The 16,571-nt window shown below is 64.3% G+C and carries 19 protein-coding genes; 11 read left to right on the forward strand and 8 right to left on the reverse strand.

The annotated features are described in order from the left end of the window. The first annotated feature begins 184 nt into the window (after positions 1-184). The 8 genes from AYK61_RS03175 to AYK61_RS03210 all read left to right on the forward strand — a co-directional run bounded on the left by AYK61_RS03175 (position 185) and on the right by AYK61_RS03210 (position 8,502). Positions 185-1,579: an IS1380 family transposase gene (locus AYK61_RS03175; protein ID WP_121869780.1), complete on the forward strand. Its 1,395-nt coding sequence runs from the start codon at positions 185-187 to the stop codon at positions 1,577-1,579. A gap of 222 nt (positions 1,580-1,801) precedes the next feature. After that, a complete protein-coding gene (locus AYK61_RS03180) occupies positions 1,802-2,788 on the forward strand; it encodes a fumarylacetoacetate hydrolase family protein (RefSeq protein WP_220709101.1) in 987 nt (328 codons plus the stop codon). Continuing rightward, on the forward strand, positions 2,785-3,909 hold the full coding sequence (locus AYK61_RS03185; protein WP_121869781.1) for an FAD-dependent monooxygenase: 1,125 nt from the start codon (positions 2,785-2,787) through the stop codon (positions 3,907-3,909). Before AYK61_RS03180 ends, AYK61_RS03185 begins: the two co-directional genes overlap by 4 nt. Continuing rightward, positions 3,909-4,925 (forward strand): amidohydrolase family protein, encoded by a 1,017-nt coding sequence (locus AYK61_RS03190; RefSeq protein ID WP_121869782.1) that lies wholly within the window; start codon positions 3,909-3,911, stop codon positions 4,923-4,925. The genes AYK61_RS03185 and AYK61_RS03190 overlap by 1 nt, the downstream gene beginning before the upstream one ends. After that, positions 4,922-5,860 (forward strand): VOC family protein, encoded by a 939-nt coding sequence (locus AYK61_RS03195; RefSeq protein ID WP_121869783.1) that lies wholly within the window; start codon positions 4,922-4,924, stop codon positions 5,858-5,860. The genes AYK61_RS03190 and AYK61_RS03195 overlap by 4 nt, the downstream gene beginning before the upstream one ends. Continuing rightward, the gene (locus AYK61_RS03200) at positions 5,857-6,831 is read left to right on the forward strand and encodes a fumarylacetoacetate hydrolase family protein (RefSeq protein WP_121869784.1); all 975 of its coding nucleotides are present in this window, start codon (positions 5,857-5,859) and stop codon (positions 6,829-6,831) included. Before AYK61_RS03195 ends, AYK61_RS03200 begins: the two co-directional genes overlap by 4 nt. Further along, complete coding sequence (locus tag AYK61_RS03205; protein WP_121869785.1) at positions 6,824-7,549, forward strand: SDR family NAD(P)-dependent oxidoreductase; 726 nt, start codon at positions 6,824-6,826, stop codon at positions 7,547-7,549. Before AYK61_RS03200 ends, AYK61_RS03205 begins: the two co-directional genes overlap by 8 nt. Next, on the forward strand, positions 7,546-8,502 hold the full coding sequence (locus AYK61_RS03210; protein WP_259467913.1) for a cyclase family protein: 957 nt from the start codon (positions 7,546-7,548) through the stop codon (positions 8,500-8,502). Before AYK61_RS03205 ends, AYK61_RS03210 begins: the two co-directional genes overlap by 4 nt. A 12-nt stretch (positions 8,503-8,514) precedes the next feature. Here the strand turns inward: AYK61_RS03210 and AYK61_RS03215 are convergent, their stop codons facing one another. Together AYK61_RS03215 and AYK61_RS03220 are read right to left on the reverse strand one after the other, a co-directional pair. Continuing rightward, positions 8,515-9,474 (reverse strand): LysR family transcriptional regulator, encoded by a 960-nt coding sequence (locus tag AYK61_RS03215; RefSeq protein ID WP_259467914.1) that lies wholly within the window; start codon positions 9,472-9,474, stop codon positions 8,515-8,517. Between the two features lie 52 nt (positions 9,475-9,526). After that, complete coding sequence (locus tag AYK61_RS03220; RefSeq protein ID WP_121869787.1) at positions 9,527-10,720, reverse strand: MFS transporter; 1,194 nt, start codon at positions 10,718-10,720, stop codon at positions 9,527-9,529. Positions 10,721-10,887: 167 nt separating this feature from the next. On the opposite strand from AYK61_RS03220, the gene AYK61_RS03225 reads away from it, so the two are divergent. Together AYK61_RS03225 and AYK61_RS03230 are read left to right on the forward strand one after the other, a co-directional pair. Next, positions 10,888-11,520 (forward strand): GyrI-like domain-containing protein, encoded by a 633-nt coding sequence (locus AYK61_RS03225; protein ID WP_220709102.1) that lies wholly within the window; start codon positions 10,888-10,890, stop codon positions 11,518-11,520. A 13-nt stretch (positions 11,521-11,533) separates the two neighbouring features. Further along, the gene (locus AYK61_RS03230; protein ID WP_121872389.1) at positions 11,534-12,805 is read left to right on the forward strand and encodes an MFS transporter; all 1,272 of its coding nucleotides are present in this window, start codon (positions 11,534-11,536) and stop codon (positions 12,803-12,805) included. A 15-nt stretch (positions 12,806-12,820) separates the two neighbouring features. Here the strand turns inward: AYK61_RS03230 and AYK61_RS03235 are convergent, their stop codons facing one another. From AYK61_RS03235 to AYK61_RS03255, 5 genes are all read right to left on the reverse strand, one after another. Continuing rightward, positions 12,821-13,240, reverse strand: coding sequence for a VOC family protein (locus AYK61_RS03235; protein ID WP_121869789.1), 420 nt, complete (start codon positions 13,238-13,240; stop codon positions 12,821-12,823). Positions 13,241-13,344: 104 nt separating this feature from the next. Next, positions 13,345-13,641 carry a transcriptional regulator gene (locus AYK61_RS03240; protein WP_121869790.1) on the reverse strand — a complete coding sequence of 99 codons (297 nt, stop codon included), beginning with the start codon at positions 13,639-13,641 and terminating at the stop codon, positions 13,345-13,347. Further along, complete coding sequence (locus AYK61_RS03245) at positions 13,638-14,057, reverse strand: hypothetical protein (protein ID WP_121869791.1); 420 nt, start codon at positions 14,055-14,057, stop codon at positions 13,638-13,640. The genes AYK61_RS03240 and AYK61_RS03245 overlap by 4 nt, the downstream gene beginning before the upstream one ends. Before the next feature lie 50 nt (positions 14,058-14,107). Next, positions 14,108-14,398, reverse strand: a complete 291-nt coding sequence (locus AYK61_RS03250; RefSeq protein ID WP_121869792.1) for a hypothetical protein — start codon at positions 14,396-14,398, stop codon at positions 14,108-14,110. A 19-nt stretch (positions 14,399-14,417) separates the two neighbouring features. Further along, on the reverse strand, positions 14,418-15,569 hold the full coding sequence (locus tag AYK61_RS03255; protein WP_259467915.1) for an FAD-binding oxidoreductase: 1,152 nt from the start codon (positions 15,567-15,569) through the stop codon (positions 14,418-14,420). Between the two features lie 81 nt (positions 15,570-15,650). Between AYK61_RS03255 and AYK61_RS03260 the strand changes: the two genes are divergently transcribed. Then, positions 15,651-16,214 carry a dihydrofolate reductase family protein gene (locus AYK61_RS03260; RefSeq protein ID WP_121869793.1) on the forward strand — a complete coding sequence of 188 codons (564 nt, stop codon included), beginning with the start codon at positions 15,651-15,653 and terminating at the stop codon, positions 16,212-16,214. 16 nt (positions 16,215-16,230) lie between these two features. Here the strand turns inward: AYK61_RS03260 and AYK61_RS03265 are convergent, their stop codons facing one another. Continuing rightward, positions 16,231-16,527, reverse strand: coding sequence for a DUF503 domain-containing protein (locus tag AYK61_RS03265; RefSeq protein ID WP_121869794.1), 297 nt, complete (start codon positions 16,525-16,527; stop codon positions 16,231-16,233). Positions 16,528-16,571: the final 44 nt, after the last annotated feature.

Raw genomic sequence — 16,571 nt, forward strand, 5'->3', positions numbered from 1 at the left:
TGGATGGTATCAGTCTCGTCGATTTCGGTTATCAGGTATATCTCTTTGACTGATGTTCCCTAGCCTGGCGCTTTCATGGTGATCTGTCTTCGTCCCGTGTCAAAACTGAAGAAGGGTGCTCCGACCTGCGATAATTCGACTTGTCTAAGGTTGAATATTCACGTGATCGAGGAGCACCCTTCAGGTGAGCAAGTCTACGTCGTCGTACCCGACCTTGTCCGTCGATGCCACCGGAACCGGAATCGTGTCGCACGCCGGCGCGGTGACACTGCTCCGAACAGCTGAGGTCACAGGCCTGAGCTCCGAACTGTCCGCGGCATTGATGCCGTGGCGGAAACCGTTGGCGCAGTTCGATCCCGGCAAGATCATCACCGACCTCGCAGTGTCGTTAGCGCTCGGTGGCGACTGCCTCGCCGACATCGCGACCCTGCGCGAGCACACCGGCGTGTTCGGGGAAGTGCCGTCCGATGCGACCGTCTCCAGACTGATCGCCACGTTGGCCGCCGATGCACCCGCAGTGCTGACCGCGATCGACACCGCCCGCGCGACAGCACGCGCATCGGCATGGAAACATGCCGGCAAGCATGCACCCGATCACGACATCACCGCGGACAATCCGATCGTCATCGACCTCGATGCGACCCTCGTCACCGCACACTCCGACAAAGAGCTCGCAGCACCGACATACAAGCGAGGGTACGGCTTTCACCCACTACTCGCCTTCGTCGACCACGGACAGTCCGGCACCGGCGAGCCCGTCGCCGCGCTGCTGCGCGCCGGCAACGCCGGCTCGAACACCGCCGCCGACCACATCGACGTCACCCGCGCCGCGCTCGCGCAACTAACGTTCACCAACGGCAGCCGGCCCGGCAAGAAAGTGCTGGTCCGCACCGATGGAGCCGGAGCCAGCCACGCGTACCTGTCCTGGCTGCACAAGCAACGGGTTTCCTACTCGATCGGGTTCGGACTCACCGACGCCATGGTCACGGCGCTGAGCGAGGTCCCCGATGACGCCTGGTCGGTCGCAGTCGACGCCGAAGAACAGGTCCGCGACGGGGCATGGGTCATCGACGCCACCGGCGTCCTCGACCTGTCGACCTGGCCACCGGGGATGCGTGTGGTGATCAGGAAGGAACGCCCGCACCCCGGTGCGCAACTGCGCTTCACCGACACCGACGGACTGCGGCTCACTGCATTCGCCACGAACACCGTACGAGGCAAAGTTCAAGACCTCGAACTACGGCACCGCCGCCGTGCCCGCTGCGAGGACCGGATCCGTATCGCGAAAGATACTGGGCTGAGCAATCTTCCGCTGCACGGGTTCGACCAGAACCGAATCTGGCTTGCCATCGTCGCTCTCGCCCTCGAACTCACCGCGTGGACTCAGATGCTCGGTTTCACCGACCACGACGCCCGCAGGTGGGAACCGAAACGGCTACGTCTGCGAATCTTCTCGATCGCCGGCCGCATCGCCAACCACGCCCGTCGCACCCACCTGCGACTATCCAAAGATGCGACTTGGTCCGACCTGATCATCACCGCACTGACCCGGTTGGCGGCGCTACCCGCGCCCGCCTGACCCCAACCCACCGACCGATCGACCCGAAAGACCCGTCTCGGACAGTGGAACCGAGCGCCCAGCCGAACGATATCGGCAGAGTCACCACGCCCGAAGTCACCATCGAGCTCGAAAACCGCAATCTCGAACCGCTCAGGCCGACACATCGGCCTCATGCAAGATCGAGGCTAGTGCTCGACAGTGGTGGTAGTCACATACACGCCACAACGAAAGTCGGCCTTCGTGGACATTTCAACAATTTCTCTGCCCAACTTCGCGGTCGGTACCGCTGAAACCGGCGGCAAGCCGCACGCCGTTCTACTGAAGAGCGGTCGGCTGCTGGATCTCGACTCGGTGGCCGATCGGCTCGGCCTCTCGGCACCGATCACAACCCGTGATCTGTTCGAGGTCTGGGATCGGGTACTGCCGGTTCTGCGTTCGTTCGACGATGCGGACGGACAATGGACCGACGCCTCCGATGCCACGGTGCATGCGCCCGTCGAACCCCGCCAGATTCTGCAGGCCGGAGCCAACTACCGCACTCACGTCATCGATCTCGCGGTCAAGCATGCCGACATCGCGGACGGCAGGACCGAGGACGAGGTTCGCGCCGAGGCCGCGGCCATGATGGACAAGCGTGCGGCGGAAGGCGATCCGTATTTCTTCGTCGGATTGCCCTCGGCGATCACCGGCCCGTACGACGAGGTCGTCCTGCCTCCCGGTACTTCCAAGAACGACTGGGAGCTCGAACTCGTTGCCGTCGTGGGACGTTCGGGCTACCGCCTGGATCGATCCGAGGCGCTCGACGTGATCGCCGGCTATACGATCGCAAACGACCTGACCACCCGTGAGTTGGTGTTCCGGCGCGACATGCCCGAAATCGGCACCGACTGGCTGCGGGCGAAGAACGCACCGGGCTTTCTGCCACTCGGTCCGTGGATCGTGCCGAAGGACGACGCGGGCGACGTCGCGCAGATGCGGCTGACCCTCGAACTCGACGGCACGACAATGCAGAACGAATCCACCCAGGACATGCTCTTCGACGTGGCCGCTCTGGTCTCTGCCGTCTCACAGACGGTACGACTGCTGCCCGGCGACCTCGTTCTGACGGGCAGTCCGGCGGGCAACGGAATGCACTGGGGTCGGTTGCTGCGCGACGGCGACGTGATGACATCGACCATCACCGGTCTGGGCTACCAGCAGACACCGGTCGTGGGCAGCGCGTCATGACATCGGTGTTGGTCATCGGAGCCGGAATCGCCGGGTCGGCAGTGAGCATCGCACTGGCTCGAGGCGGAGCGTCCGTGGACGTCGTCGAGGCCGCGCCACGGTCGAGCGCGAGCGGGTCCGGAATCACTTTGCAGGGCAACGCGTTGCGCGCACTGCGAGAGCTCGGGGTCTGGGACGACGTTCGGGCCTGCGGCTACGGATTCGACACCATCGGGATCCGCGCCCCCGACGCCCACGGCACTGTCATCGTCGAGATGGACGACGCCCGCACCGGTGGACCGGATCTTCCTGCCGGAATGGGTATGGAACGACCCGTCCTCGCCGGAATCCTGCACGACGCTGCCGAACGCGCGGGAGCGAAGATTCGATTCGACACTGTCGCGGATGGATTGGCGCACAGCGAGACCGGTACATCGGTCACGTTCTCGGATGGCACCGAGAGCCACTACGACCTGGTGATCGGCGCGGACGGGGTGCGGTCGTGGACGCGTCGCACACTCGGGATCGAACTCGAGACCGAGCGCACCGGAATGGGTATCTGGCGTCTGGTCGGACCACGTCCGGCAAGCGTCGTCCGTACCGAGCTCTATTACGGCGGAGCAGCTTTCATCGCCGGCTACTGCCCGACCGGTGAGGACTCGCTGTACGCATACATCGTCGAGGCCGCGCAGGACCACACGCACTCGACGGCAGAGGAACGACTCGCGGTGATGCAGAACCTGGCCTCGCAGTATCACGGGCCCTGGGACGAGATCCGGGAGCAACTGCGCGATTCCACGAAGATCAACTACACCTGGTTCGAGAGCCACGTCCTCGAAGGACGGTGGCATCGAGGCCGCGTCGTGCTGATCGGCGATGCGGCACATTGCTGCCCACCCACCGTCGCTCAGGGCGGGGCACAAGCGCTCGAGGACGCGCTGGTGCTCGCCGAGATGGTGCTCGCCGCCGACACCGTCGACGACGCGGTTCTCGATGCCTTCGTCGCGCGTCGGCTACCCCGTGCGCAACAGGTGGTGGCGGCCTCACGGCAGATCTGTACCTGGATGCTCGAGTGCGATCCTCACGCCGACGTACCCGCAGTGATGGGGCAGGTGTCCGCACTCGTCACCGAGGTGCCCTGATGCGTCCGATCATCGACGTCCACGCACATGCCATCGTGCCCGAGGTCGAGGCCGTGGTTGCGGGTCACCCTGGCCTGACCGCGCACCGCGCACTCGATGCGCTGCGCAACGGTTCCGAGTCGCAGCAGGTTTCGGGCCGGATGGTGGCGTCGAGAATTCCGCAGCTCACTTCGATCGATCGTCGGATCGCGGACATGGATGCCGCTGGAATCGACGCGCAGGTGGTGTCTCCCTCGCCCTCGCAGTATCACTACTGGGCCGATCGCGAACTGGCCGAAGTGGTGACGTCGAGTGCGAATCGCGGAATCGCCGCACTCGTCGCGGAGGAGCCCAGCCGATTGACCGGCCTTGGACTGATTGCTCTGCAACACCCGGATGCAGCCGTCGATGCGCTCGACGACGCTGTGCTCACCTGCGGGCTCGCCGGTGTGGAAATATCCTCGTTCGCACCGGGTGTGGAGCTGTCGGACGAACGTCTGGAGCCGTTCTGGAGCCGAGCAGCGCATCTGGGTGCAGTGGTCTTTCTGCACCCTTTCGGATGCTCGCTGGACGAGCGCCTGGACAGGTACTACCTGTCCAACACCGTAGGACAGCCGGTGGAGAACGCGGTCGCCCTGTCCCATCTGATCTTCTCCGGTGTGCTCGACCGCCACCCGGGCCTGAAAGTCGTTGCCGCGCACGGCGGCGGGTACCTCCCCACGTACCTGGGGAGATCCGACCATGCATGGCGGGTCCGACCCGAGGCTCGGCGTTGCGCGCTACCGCCGAGTGACTATCTCGGTCGGATCACGTTCGACAGCCTCGTCCACGGTCCCGGTGCGTTGCGCGCGCTGATCGATGCCGTGGGGCCACAGTCCGTGGTTCTCGGCTCGGACTATCCGTTCGACATGGGCAACGAAAACCCGGTTGCCGAACTACGCGCGGCCGAACTCTCTGCCGACGTCACCCGATCCATTCTCAGTGGCAACGCCGAACGTCTCGGATTGTCACCCGCACCAACAGGAGTGAACTCATGAACGACTACGCCTTCACACACCTCCGCCATGTCGATCTCGCGGTACCGGACTTCGACAAGCAACTCGACTTCTACACCCGCCAGTGGGGACTGACCGCGGTCGGAACCGACGGCGACATCACGTATCTCGCCGCCGAAGGTTCGCCCGAGCAGTACGTGGTGCGGATCCGCAAGGATTCCGACAAGCGACTCGACCTGGTGTCCTACGGGATGTCGGACGCCGCAGCGGTGGACGCCTTGGCAGAGCGCCTCGCGGTGGGAGGAGTGCAGTTGGTGAACGAGCCGAACACCCTGCAGACCATGGGCGGCGGGTACGGGTTCCGATTCTTCGACATCGACGGTAGGACGATCGAGGTGTCGTCCGACGTCGCGGTGCGCCGGCATCGAAAAGTCGAAGAGGGCGAATCCATTCCGGTCAAACTCTCGCACGTCGTTCTGAACTCGCCCGACCCCGAGAAGACCGTCGAGTTCTACGACAAGTGGTTCGGCTTCAAGCTCTCCGACACTCTGATGCATCCACGGATGGGCAACATGATGTGGTTCCTGCGCACCAACGCGCAGCACCACAGCATGGCCGTCGCCCGCGGACCGCACGTTTCGCTGCACCACGCGTCCTTCGAGTTGCGTGGGCTCGACGAATACATGCGCGGCACCGGCCGGATGTTGAGGGCTGGGGTGGAGAAGATCTGGGGTCCCGGCCGTCACCAGGCCGGAAACAACACCTTCTCCTACTTTCTCGATCCCAACGGAAACACCATGGAGTACACCACCGAACTCGAGACTCTCGACGAGGACACGTGGCATCCCCATCTGCTCGACTTCTCGCTGCCGGAGGTCTCGGACCAGTGGGGCACCGCGAATGCGATGAACGAATTCGTAGCCACCAGATCCTTCAACGATCCGGACAAGGGTCTGTTCGTGGCACCGCCGGCATGATTCTCGCAACGTACGTTCACGGCGGCGAGACGACGGCCGGCGTCGTCGACGACGGCATGGTCCACTCGTTGGACTGCACCATGGCCGAGTTGCTCGCGGCAGGCCTGCCCGCAGCGCTCGAAGCAGGAGCGCGGGCGGTCGAAGCAGTCGGGGTTCCGATATCGGATGTCCGCCTCGTTGCACCGTTGCAGCCGTCCACCATTCGAGACTTCGTGACGTTCGAGGAACACGTCGAAGGAGTACGCCGCAGCGTCGACGGTGCGGTAGGTGTGGTCGATGCGTGGTACGAGGCACCTCGGTTCTACTTCACCAACCCGTACACGGTGCACGGGACCGGCGACACCGTTCGTCCGCCCGAGGCATGTGTCGATCTCGACTTCGAGTTGGAAGTCGCTGCGGTGGTGGGAAGATCGGGCTCGAGCGTGTCCGTGGACGATGCCGGTGGGTACATTTTCGGATACACGATCCTCAACGACTGGTCGGCTCGCGACATTCAACGGCGCGAGATGCAAGTGAGCCTGGGGCCTGCGAAGGGCAAGGATTTCGCCAACACGCTCGGGCCCTGGATCGTCACGGCCGACGAGTTCGACGCGTTTCGCACCGAGGACGGATTCTTCGAGGTCGGCTGCTCGGTGGAGGTCAACGGTGAGGAAATCGGACGCGATTCGCTCGCGAACATGGGGTGGACCTTCGATTCCATGCTGGCCTACGCCTCACGTGACTCCTGGGTCCATCCGGGTGACGTGTTGGGCAGTGGAACCGTAGGCAACGGTGGGTGTCTGGCCGAACTGTGGGGTCGAAGGGGAGAACAGAGTCCCGAGCCCCTGGCCTTCGGGGATGTGGTGACGATGACGGTCGACGGAATCGGATCGATCACCAACACCGTCGGTCGCCCGCGATCGACGCCGCGCGTGCCGCCGGCGAGGCGTCCCGATCGTGAGCAGAATCGAGCACGGACGAGTCATGTCTGATCTGACGGGTCGGGTCGTCGTGGTCACCGGTGCCGATGGAGGCATCGGACGTGCGGTGGCCGCGTGCGCGCGGGACCACGGCGCAACGGTCGTCGGGGTGGACCACGTGAGCGGATTCGATGTGACGAGCGAGCAGAACTGGGCCGCACTGATGGACTCGATCGACGGCCCCGTACACGGGCTGGTGAACTGCGCGGGCATCACGTGGCGATCCCGCCTCTCCGACGTGCGGCCCGACGACATGGCGAGGATCTACTCGGTGAACGTGATCGGCACCCTGCTGGCTGTCCAGGCCGTCGGTGCTCGAATGCCCTCGGGCAGTTCGATCGTGAACCTGGGATCGCTTGCGGCACTGACCGCGCACTACCCGGTGGCCTACACCGCCGCCAAATGGGCGTTGCGCGGATTGACCAAGGCTGCTGCCCTCGAATGGGGATCACGGGGTGTGCGAGTGAACATCGTGCATCCGGGATTCATCGATACCGCGATGACCCGCTCGGCTCCCGGGGTCTTTCGCGAGTCATCGATTGCGGAGACTCCGCTGGGTCGAGCAGGCGACGCCGAGGAAGTCGCGCGAGTCGCGGTGTTCCTGCTCGGAGACGACTCGTCGTTCGTCACGGGTGCAGAAATCCCCGTCGACGGCGGAGCGAGTTCGCACGGCGGCGTCAAATCCATCGCGGACGCGCTCCGCGCCGACAATCGAAAGGAATCCACATGAGCGATGTTTCGCTCGATCGAACCGATCCCGAAGGTGAGATCGCCACCGCGGCTGCACGAAACTCGAACTGGGGCAGATGGGGTGAGGGCGACGTCCTGGGAACCATGAACTTTCTCACCGACGACATACGTAGCGCTGCAGCAGGTCTCGTCCGTTCCGGCGTCTCGTTCTCGCTGTCTCAGAGCTTCGACATGGACGGCCCTCAGCGCGGCTGGCGGCGGCGAACCAATCCGGTCCACACGATGCTCGACACCGGTACCGACGCCGTCAGCGGAATTCAGGGCTTCCCGCACGGACTGGGGGGAGCGGACGACGTGGTGTCGATGCCCCTGCAGTGCTCGACGCAATGGGACGGGCTGGGGCACATCTTCGATCACGGCAAGGCGTGGAACGGACGCGACGCCGACAAGGTCGTCACCTCGCTCGGCGATTCCGTGACCGGAATCGAAACCGTCGCCAACGGCATCGTCGGACGCGGAGTCCTGCTCGATGTGGGCCGGCACTGCGGTGAAAGCGGTGAACTACCCGACGGATTCGCGATCACCACAGCGCATCTGGAGGCCACCATCGAAGCGCAGGGACCGTCGTCGACGGTCCGGCGGGGAGATCTGGTGTTGGTCCGCACCGGGCAGCTCACCCGAGCGCGCCGTTGCGGTTGGGGTGAGTACGCGGGCGGTCCGGCACCGGGCCTGTCGTTCACCACCGCAGACTGGTTGCACGACAGTGAGATTGCCGGAATCGCCACCGATACTTGGGGATTCGAGGTTCGGCCGAACGAGTTCGACGTGGCGTTCCAGCCGCTGCACCAGGTGGCGATCCCCAACATCGGCTTGTTCCTCGGCGAGATGTGGGACCTCGATGCCCTGGCGGAGCATTGTGCGGGGGACGGTACGTACGAGTTCTTCCTCACCGCCGCACCGATTCCGGTGACGGGTGCGGTCGGGGCCCGGTGAATCCGATAGCCGTCAAGTAGGCCAGGGGACGCCGGGCTCGTCGGTGGCCATCGAGGCCGCTCGGGTGACCAGTTCGCGGAGAAACAGGTGTTCGGGATCCCGCTCGTAGACCGGGTGCCACCACATGGCCTCCACCAGTTCCCCGACGTCGACGGGGCAGGCGACGGTCCGGAGCCCGACGTTCAACGGCAGCAAGTGAACCAAGCGCTCCTGTAGCAGCGCAATTCGTTTGCTGCCGACGACGAGTTGCGGCACCGTGAGGAAGCTTTCGGTGATCACCTGCACGGTCGGCTCGATCCCGAGCATGCGCAACTGCCGCGCAGCAGGCGTCGACGCGGTTTGACCGTGATAGACCACGACCCAGGGTGACGTTCTCAGATCGTCCGTGGTCATCGATTCGCCCACGTCGTCGTTGTCGGACGAGAGCACCATCACCCACCGGTCCCGGTACAGATCCTGGTGCGGAAGATCGGTGACGAATCCGTGGGGAACCAGCATCAGGTCTGATCCGAGCAAGGAATGCTCGGCGCGGGCAACCAGGTCCGGACTGGTAGGGCCGAATCTCAGACGCGCTCGGGGCGCGGCGTCGGCAAACAGTCCTGCCAGTGTGTCACCCAGAACTCCGATTCCGTAGTCGCTCACCAGAATACTGAATTCACGCGTACTCTCCGCCGGGTCGAAATCAGGCTGTGCGGAGAAGACGCGTTCGACGCCGTCGAGTGCGAGGCGCACACGTTGCCGCAGCTCGGCAGCCAAGGGACTCAGGTGATATTCGTTGCCCACGCGGTAGAGCAGGTTGTCGTCGAAATGCCTGCGCAGCCGGCCGAGTGCGGCCGACAGCGCAGGCTGGCTCAATCCCAATTGATTCGCAGCCTTCGTCACGCTGCGATGCTGAAGCAGTGCATCGAGTGAGACGAGAAGATTGAGATCCAGATTGGCGACACTGTGCACTTCCCGCATTGAGCTAGCCATCTTCGCTCGACTGCGTGAAGCAGCGGGTTCGATATATGGGGCGCAGCCGATGTCACGGTTGCAGTGACAGTTTCCGTACGCTCTGCGAACTACGGAGGAGGAGCGCGGTGAGCACTGCCAGTACTCCCAAAGCTGCGAGGGCTGCGGTCAATCCGCCCAATGCGAGCGCAAAGGCGAGCACCACGAGCGGGCTGAGGAATTGCCCGAGGAAGATCGATGCGGTGAAGGCTCCCGTACCGCGAGCGCGTTGCGCGAACTCGAGCTCACCGATCACCCACATCAGCAGGGTCGGCAGCAGCATTCCCGATCCGGCCGAGGCCACGATGCCTCCGGCGGCGACCATCGCTGCACTCGGGGCAAGGCCCACGACGACCAGACCGACACCGGCAACTCCGAACGCCATGGGCAGCAGCACCTTCGGGCCACGATCGGAGATCCGTCCGAACATGAAGGCAGACGCCGCGGTCGCGACCGCGACGATGGCGCTGATCGCCCCGATCGTCCCCGGGTTGTCGATGCCGACGCCGTCGAGTTTGAGCGGTATCTGGACGATCGGTGTGTAGAAGACGGCTCCTCCGAACAAGGTGACGGTCAGTGGCAAGGCAAGGGGCCGCCACGCGAGGCTGTGCACCGTGCCGGACTCGGTATCTGCGTTGGGTTGCCACAGTACGAACGGCACGACGACGGCGAAGACGATGCCCACCGAGTAGAGCCAGAACGGCGTCCGCCACGTGTCCTGTGCCAACGCCCCACCGAGTGCGATGAAGACGACTGCCGACAACGAGGTGAACGCAATCTGCAGTCCGAAGTACCGAGCCCGCTGTTTGCCCGTGAAGTAGTCGGCGATCAGGGTGGTGCAGCACGTCATGATCCCGGCTTCCGCGATTCCCACACCGAGACGCGAGAGGACGATCAGTGGCAGGGAATCGAGCAGAAGCGGGGCGATGCCGCACACGGAATACAGGACGAGGGCGACGGTGAGTAGCCGTATGCGACCGAGGCTGTCCGCGATTCGTCCTGCCGCGAACGCGAGAAGACCGATCATGAGTGCTGGAGCTGTGATCGTGAGCGGCACGAGCGCGTTCACGCCCGCGGTCTCGGAAAAATGCTCGAGCATCTGCGGTTGCAGCGGCGCAAGCAGAACAGCCCCGAGAACGGGTAGACAGCTCATCGATACGAGCAACAGCCCGTGTTTGCGTCCGGCCTGCCTTTCGGTGGACTCGAGTCTGGATCCAAGGTGTGTCATCTGCCATCTCCAGGATTTAGAGTGAGGTACATCACGGTCGAATCACAGTCTCGGGTGCACCGCGCGATCAGGGAAGTCGTGATTGCTGACGGTGGGTATCAGTCGAATCTATGGGGCCGGTCGCACTGGACCAGTGCGATCGAGAAATCGATCGGGAGAGACCAGCGGTGAAAATCGACTTCAAGAAGACGCTCGACGCATATTCGGCGCGGCACAACACCTTTCGTACCCTCGTCGTTCCGCCGTTGACCTACCTGATGATCGACGGTCGCGGCGATCCGAACACCGCTCCGGAGTACGCCGAAGCAATCGGGGCGCTCTACCCCGTGGCCTACGCACTGAAGTTCGCCAGCAAGAACACCCTCGACCGCGACTACGTCGTCATGCCGCTCGAGGCGTTGTGGTGGGCCGAGAACATGGCCTCGTTCACCACCGAGAGGGACAAGAACAAGTGGAACTGGACGGCCATGATCATGGTGCCCGACTGGATCGACCGATCGATGTTCGAGGTGGCGAAGGCGTCCGCCGACGCGAGGAGCCACTCGGATGCGTCGAGCAGTATTCGATTGGAGACTCTCGACGAGGGACTGTGCGTGCAGACGCTGCACATCGGGTCCTACGACGACGAGACGCCGGTACTCGACGAGCTCCACCACCGATACATTCCCAGTTCCGGACTGACGATGACCGGCAGACATCACGAGATCTACCTGAGCGATGCGCGCCGCGTCGAACCCGCGAAGCTCCGCACCATTCTTCGCCAGCCTGTTGCGCATTCAGCGGAGTCGGCGTCGCTCTGACACGATGACCGTCATGACCAACGCGGTGCGCCCGGCATCGTTCACCGCCGGGACCCTCACTCTCCTGGGTGCGCTCTACTTCGCACAGGGACTGCCGTTCGGATTCTTCACCCAGGCCCTGCCGGTGGTACTGCGGGAGTCTGGGTTCTCCTTGGTGAAGATCAGCGCGACCGGTGTGCTGTTCCTGCCGTGGGCACTCAAGTTTCTCTGGGCTCCGTACGTCGATCGGTACGGATCGAGGCGGCGGTGGCTGCTGTCGCTGCAGTGTTCGGCCGCGGCGGTGGCACTGGCGTTGTCGTTCCTCGACCTGTCCTCGACATTGCGCTGGCTGTTCGTCGGCATCTTCGTCATGAATGCTCTCTCGGCGACGCAGGACATCGCGACCGACGGCATCGCGGTGCGTACGCTCACCGCGGCGCAGCGCGGGTTGGGCAACGGTCTCCAGGTCGGTGCCTACCGGATCGGGATGGTGTGCGGTGGCGGACTGCTGTTGTGGCTGTTCACCTTTGCCGGATGGCGGGCGCTGTTCGTCGCGATGGCACTGCTGATCGTGCTGACGACGATCCCCGTGTGGTGGATGCGCAGACAACTCGACGCGGCCGACGTGGACTCCGATCCTCGGGCCGAGCGCCCGGCGCCGGGGCGGCTTGCCGGTGCATGGTGGTCGCGGCTTCGCAGACCCGGAATGGTGGCATTCATTCTGCTGATCATCGGGTTCAAGTTCGGGAACTCGATGGGGTCGGCCCTCGTGGGTCCGTTTCTGTCGGACAGTGGACTGTCACTGCCCCAGATAGCACTGGTCGAGGGCGGTCTGTCGTCGGTGGCGGCGGTCGGGGGAGCCGCACTCGGGGCATGGTTGGCGTTTCGGCACGGACGTCGCCAGGCGCTGTTGGTGGGCGGCGTGAGCCAAACGCTGAGCCTCGGTCTGTATGTCGTTGCGTCCCTGGGCGTCGGCGGCTTTCCACTTCTGGTCACCGCCAACATCACCGAACACGTGCTCGGTGGTGCGGCCACCGTCGCGGTGTTCGCGCTGATGATGGACGCGTCGGAGAAGCGCTTCGCGGGAAGCGATTACACGCTGATGGCGTGCGCGATCGTCTTCGCGCAGGGCGCGGCCGGGATTGCCGCCGGAGTGGTCGGAGACTTGTTCGGATACACGGCGATGTTCGGTTCCGCGCTCGTCCTGTCCGGTATCGGCTGTGCATTGCTACTGGTGGCACTCGACCGAGGCTGGGGGCCCGAAGGTCTCCGACAGGTGATCCCGCCGAAGACCGTCGTCCGGTAGCGGCGGCCGCTGTGCTCAGCTCCCGCTGGGGGATCCGGCGATGTTGACCATCCATTGCACACCGAACTTGTCGGTCAACATACCGAAGGTGTCGCCCCACGGAGCCTTCTCGAGACCCATGGTGAACTGTGCGTCGACGGCCAACGCGTTCCAGTAGCCCGTCAGTTCGTCCTCTTCGTCGCCGCTGAGCGAGACGCTCATGGTGTTGCCTGGGGTGTGCTCCATCGACGACGGCGTGTCGGCTCCCATCAGAGTGAAGCCGTTCGGGGTGGTCAGCTGGCCGTGCATGATCTTGTCCTGGTCGGCGGGATCCTCGCTGGCATTCGCCTCGCCGAGCGTGGTGACGGTGAGCTCGCCACCGAAGACCGACCGATAGAACTCCATGGCCTCGCGGGCGTTGTCTCGGAACGACAGATAGGGATTGAGAATGGACATGAGCCGGTCTCCTTCTTCGCTGGACGAGCTACTTCGTTGAACTGCATCGACGACATCCGTCGAAACAATAGACACGCCCTACGACGGAAAGTCACCGCAGACGACTAGATGGAGGCGTCGGTGTCGGCCAGAATCGCGCGCAGTGCCGCCACGTGACGGCGATACGCCGTTCTTCCGTCCTTGGTCAACGACAACCACAGTCGACGCGAGTCCGTGCGTGATCGCTGCTGCTCGACGTATCCCGCATCGACCAGAGCGGCGACCTGTTTGCTCAGCGCCGATGCGCTCAACCCGCTGTGTTCCTTGACGATCGCGAGTTCCACCGTCGTCGCCGCGGCCAGAAGGGCGCAGATTCGCAGCCGGTGGGCGGGGTGAATGATCGGATCGAGATCGCTCGTCATCGACGTGTACTGCGGTAGTGCAGGATCGAGCCGATCGAGTAGATCGACGCGGCCGCGGCCGCGAGCAGAACCACCGGCCCGGCCGGTCCGCTGGGATTGCCGACAGCCTGCGCCAGTGCGACGCAGAGCGCCGAAAGCGCCACGCAGGCGAGGAAGCCTCGGTTGGTGGGTAGGGCCCACGGCGTCCCCATTCGGTATCCGGTGATGACGTTGACTGCGATGATCACCGCGGCGACTCCGAGCAGCGAGGCGGGGCTGTCGAGCAGTGCGGTCAGTGCGGATGCTGCAAGCAGTACGGCGTTGACCGGATACAGCCACACCGGCCAGGGAGTGTCTCGTACCGCGCGTTGAACTCGGTCGATGTCGTCGAGAGCTGTTCGTGCTTCGGCAGGTGTGGGTTCTCCGATGCTTTCCATAGTGGAAACTGTATTGGATAGTTTCCACTATGGCAACAATCTGGCGAGGATCAGGTCTCGACCGGCCGCGGCACTTCCGCTTCCCATCGAGCTCGTCGCTCGTCGTCCGACTGCTCCCACCACGGTGTTCCTCGCTCGCCGAGGGCGACTTTGGTGGCCTGCACACCTGCACGAGATTCCGGTGCACCCGACGTACGTTTGACCTCCCTGCGCCACGCCATCAGAATCGATCGCAATTCGGCGTTGCGATCCTCCGGGATGTCAGGATCCGTTGCGCGCCAACGTCGACCCTTGATGACGATGTAGTGACCGTCCTCGGTGCGTTCCGGTTCCTCGGCCATGGGTCCACACTGCCATGCGTCAGCTGCTCAGATACTGCGGCACTGCAAGCCCGTCGAGTCCGAGCGCCACGGCGGCACGAGCGGTGACCGGTCCGACCAGATTGCCTGTCCCGTTGTAACCGCCGAACGCGATCACGGTGTCGTCGACCGACGTGCACAGCGGCCGCCCATCGGTGGTGAATCCGACGGATGCAGCCCACCGCGCATCGACCGAGACAGGTTCTCCTGCAAACGATGTCGCGACGGATTCGATGTACTTCTGAACCTGAGCGGTCGGTTCGCCGGACGGTGTCCACTCGTCCACGGCGAAGAGGTCGCGACCACCCCCGACATACAGCCGTCCCGACGCGTCCTGCTGTGCGTAGTCGTACCCCCATCGTCCGTATACGGGGCACGGCAGCCGGCCCGGCGTGACGGGTGAGGTGGCGAGCATCTGCAGACGTGCGGTCCGAACCCGGCCGTCGAGCTGGGGGAGTAGCTGTTCGAGGCGACCGTCGACGGCAACGAGAATCAGGCCGCACCGAACCACTCCATTCGGCGTCGTGACCGCTCCTGGCTCGATAGCAGTTGCGGGCGTGTACTCGTACAGCCGGGCGCGGCCCGCGAGAATCGATGCCAACCCGAGCGCGCGACGCGCGGGATTCATCACCGCGTCGTCCGGTAGGAAGATGCCGCGCCCCAAATCGCCGGAATACTGCTCGACGGCAACGTCGTTCTCGCGCAGGCACTGTGCCAGCGCGTCGCAGTCCTCCGAGTCGGCGAGTTCGATCGGCGCACCGGGGACTCCCGCGAGCCTGATGGATCCGGTGCGTCGGACGACGTCGGATCCGAGAAGCCTTTCCAGCGAGTCGATCTCGGCCAGGGTCGCTCGATACAGATCCACCGCGCACGGACCCCATGTCGCGAGCGCTGTGTGCAGAAAGGTCGCAGGACCACCGAGCAGAAAGCCGCCGTTCCGACCCGCGGCACCGGCAGCGACCCGCCCTGCGTCGATTCCGACCACATCGAGACCACGGTCGAGAAGTTCGGCGACAGCGGCCAGACCCGAGCCTCCCAGGCCGACGACGCAGACGTCGGCGGTGTCGTCACGCTCGAGAACGGGCAGGCCCGGCCAGCCGGACACGGCCGGATCGTCGTCCCACGCCGGGCGGTTCATGTCGCTGGCAATCATCGGTCGATGGTATCGACGGATTCGGCGGCCGGATGGTTTACGATTCCGGCACCCGCATCCCAGCTCCGGTAAGGACCGTCCATGCGCACTGTGATCGTGACCGCGTTCGTTTCGCTCGACGGCGTGATGGAGGGACCGGGCGGCGAGGTGGGCTATCGCAACTCCGGGTGGACGTTTCAGGGCATCGAATTCGATCCGGCAGCGTACGAGATCAAGGGACGCGAGCAGGATGAGGCCACCGCGCTGCTGTTGGGCCGCACCTCGTACGAGGCATTTGCACCGATCTGGCCCACCATGGACGATTTCGCCGGGTACAACGCGATACCGAGGTACGTGGTGTCGACGACGCTCGAGCAGGACGACTCACGGTGGCCGGCAACCATTCTGCGCAGTGTCGACGACGTTGCCGAGCTCAGGAACTCCGATGGTGGGCCGATCTCGATACACGGCAGCGCCACCCTGGGGCGAAGCCTGGCCGACGCCGGGCTCGTCGATCGGTACCACCTGCTCGTCTTTCCGCTCCTGCTCGGGGCGGGGAAGCGACTGTTCAGTGAGGCCGACAAGGACACCACGCATCTCGAACTGGTCGAACACGAGGTCTACGGCAACGGAATTCAGAAGCAGGTGTTCGACGTACGTCGCTGACCCGGCGGGGCGGGTCTCAGATGTCGTCGCTTCGAATGGTGCGCCGCCGAACGGAGACGAGTTGCAGCTCGGGACGTGAGGCCGCCACGCGCTCGATTCGGTCGAGGACATCGGTGACGTGGTCGCGATCGCCTGCAACGACGGACGCGCCGATACCTGCTCGTCTGTGCAACTCGCGATGATCGGTCTCCGCGACCGACACCACGAACTTGCGTTGCATGTCGGAGATCACCGGCCGGATCACGGAGCGCTTCTCTTTGAGTGAGTGAACATCTCCGAGAAGGAAGTCGAATTCTATCCATCCAATCCACATATGCCGACCATTCTAACGCTGGAGCGATACCCGAGCGGTCGGAA

It is taken from the genome of Rhodococcus sp. SBT000017 (assembly GCF_003688915.1).
GTDB lineage: Bacteria > Actinomycetota > Actinomycetes > Mycobacteriales > Mycobacteriaceae > Rhodococcoides.

Coding starts and splice junctions, on each gene's coding strand:
- AYK61_RS03185 (WP_121869781.1), top strand. CDS start 2,785: ATGACATCGGTGTTGGTCATCGGAGCCGGAATCGCCGGGTCGGCAGTG.
- AYK61_RS03190 (WP_121869782.1), top strand. CDS start 3,909: ATGCGTCCGATCATCGACGTCCACGCACATGCCATCGTGCCCGAGGTC.
- AYK61_RS03195 (WP_121869783.1), top strand. CDS start 4,922: ATGAACGACTACGCCTTCACACACCTCCGCCATGTCGATCTCGCGGTA.
- AYK61_RS03200 (WP_121869784.1), top strand. CDS start 5,857: ATGATTCTCGCAACGTACGTTCACGGCGGCGAGACGACGGCCGGCGTC.
- AYK61_RS03205 (WP_121869785.1), top strand. CDS start 6,824: ATGTCTGATCTGACGGGTCGGGTCGTCGTGGTCACCGGTGCCGATGGA.
- AYK61_RS03210 (WP_259467913.1), top strand. CDS start 7,546: ATGAGCGATGTTTCGCTCGATCGAACCGATCCCGAAGGTGAGATCGCC.
- AYK61_RS03215 (WP_259467914.1), bottom strand. CDS start 9,474: ATGGCTAGCTCAATGCGGGAAGTGCACAGTGTCGCCAATCTGGATCTC.
- AYK61_RS03220 (WP_121869787.1), bottom strand. CDS start 10,720: ATGACACACCTTGGATCCAGACTCGAGTCCACCGAAAGGCAGGCCGGA.
- AYK61_RS03230 (WP_121872389.1), top strand. CDS start 11,534: ATGACCAACGCGGTGCGCCCGGCATCGTTCACCGCCGGGACCCTCACT.
- AYK61_RS03235 (WP_121869789.1), bottom strand. CDS start 13,240: ATGTCCATTCTCAATCCCTATCTGTCGTTCCGAGACAACGCCCGCGAG.
- AYK61_RS03240 (WP_121869790.1), bottom strand. CDS start 13,641: ATGACGAGCGATCTCGATCCGATCATTCACCCCGCCCACCGGCTGCGA.
- AYK61_RS03245 (WP_121869791.1), bottom strand. CDS start 14,057: ATGGAAAGCATCGGAGAACCCACACCTGCCGAAGCACGAACAGCTCTC.
- AYK61_RS03250 (WP_121869792.1), bottom strand. CDS start 14,398: ATGGCCGAGGAACCGGAACGCACCGAGGACGGTCACTACATCGTCATC.
- AYK61_RS03255 (WP_259467915.1), bottom strand. CDS start 15,569: ATGATTGCCAGCGACATGAACCGCCCGGCGTGGGACGACGATCCGGCC.
- AYK61_RS03260 (WP_121869793.1), top strand. CDS start 15,651: ATGCGCACTGTGATCGTGACCGCGTTCGTTTCGCTCGACGGCGTGATG.
- AYK61_RS03265 (WP_121869794.1), bottom strand. CDS start 16,527: ATGTGGATTGGATGGATAGAATTCGACTTCCTTCTCGGAGATGTTCAC.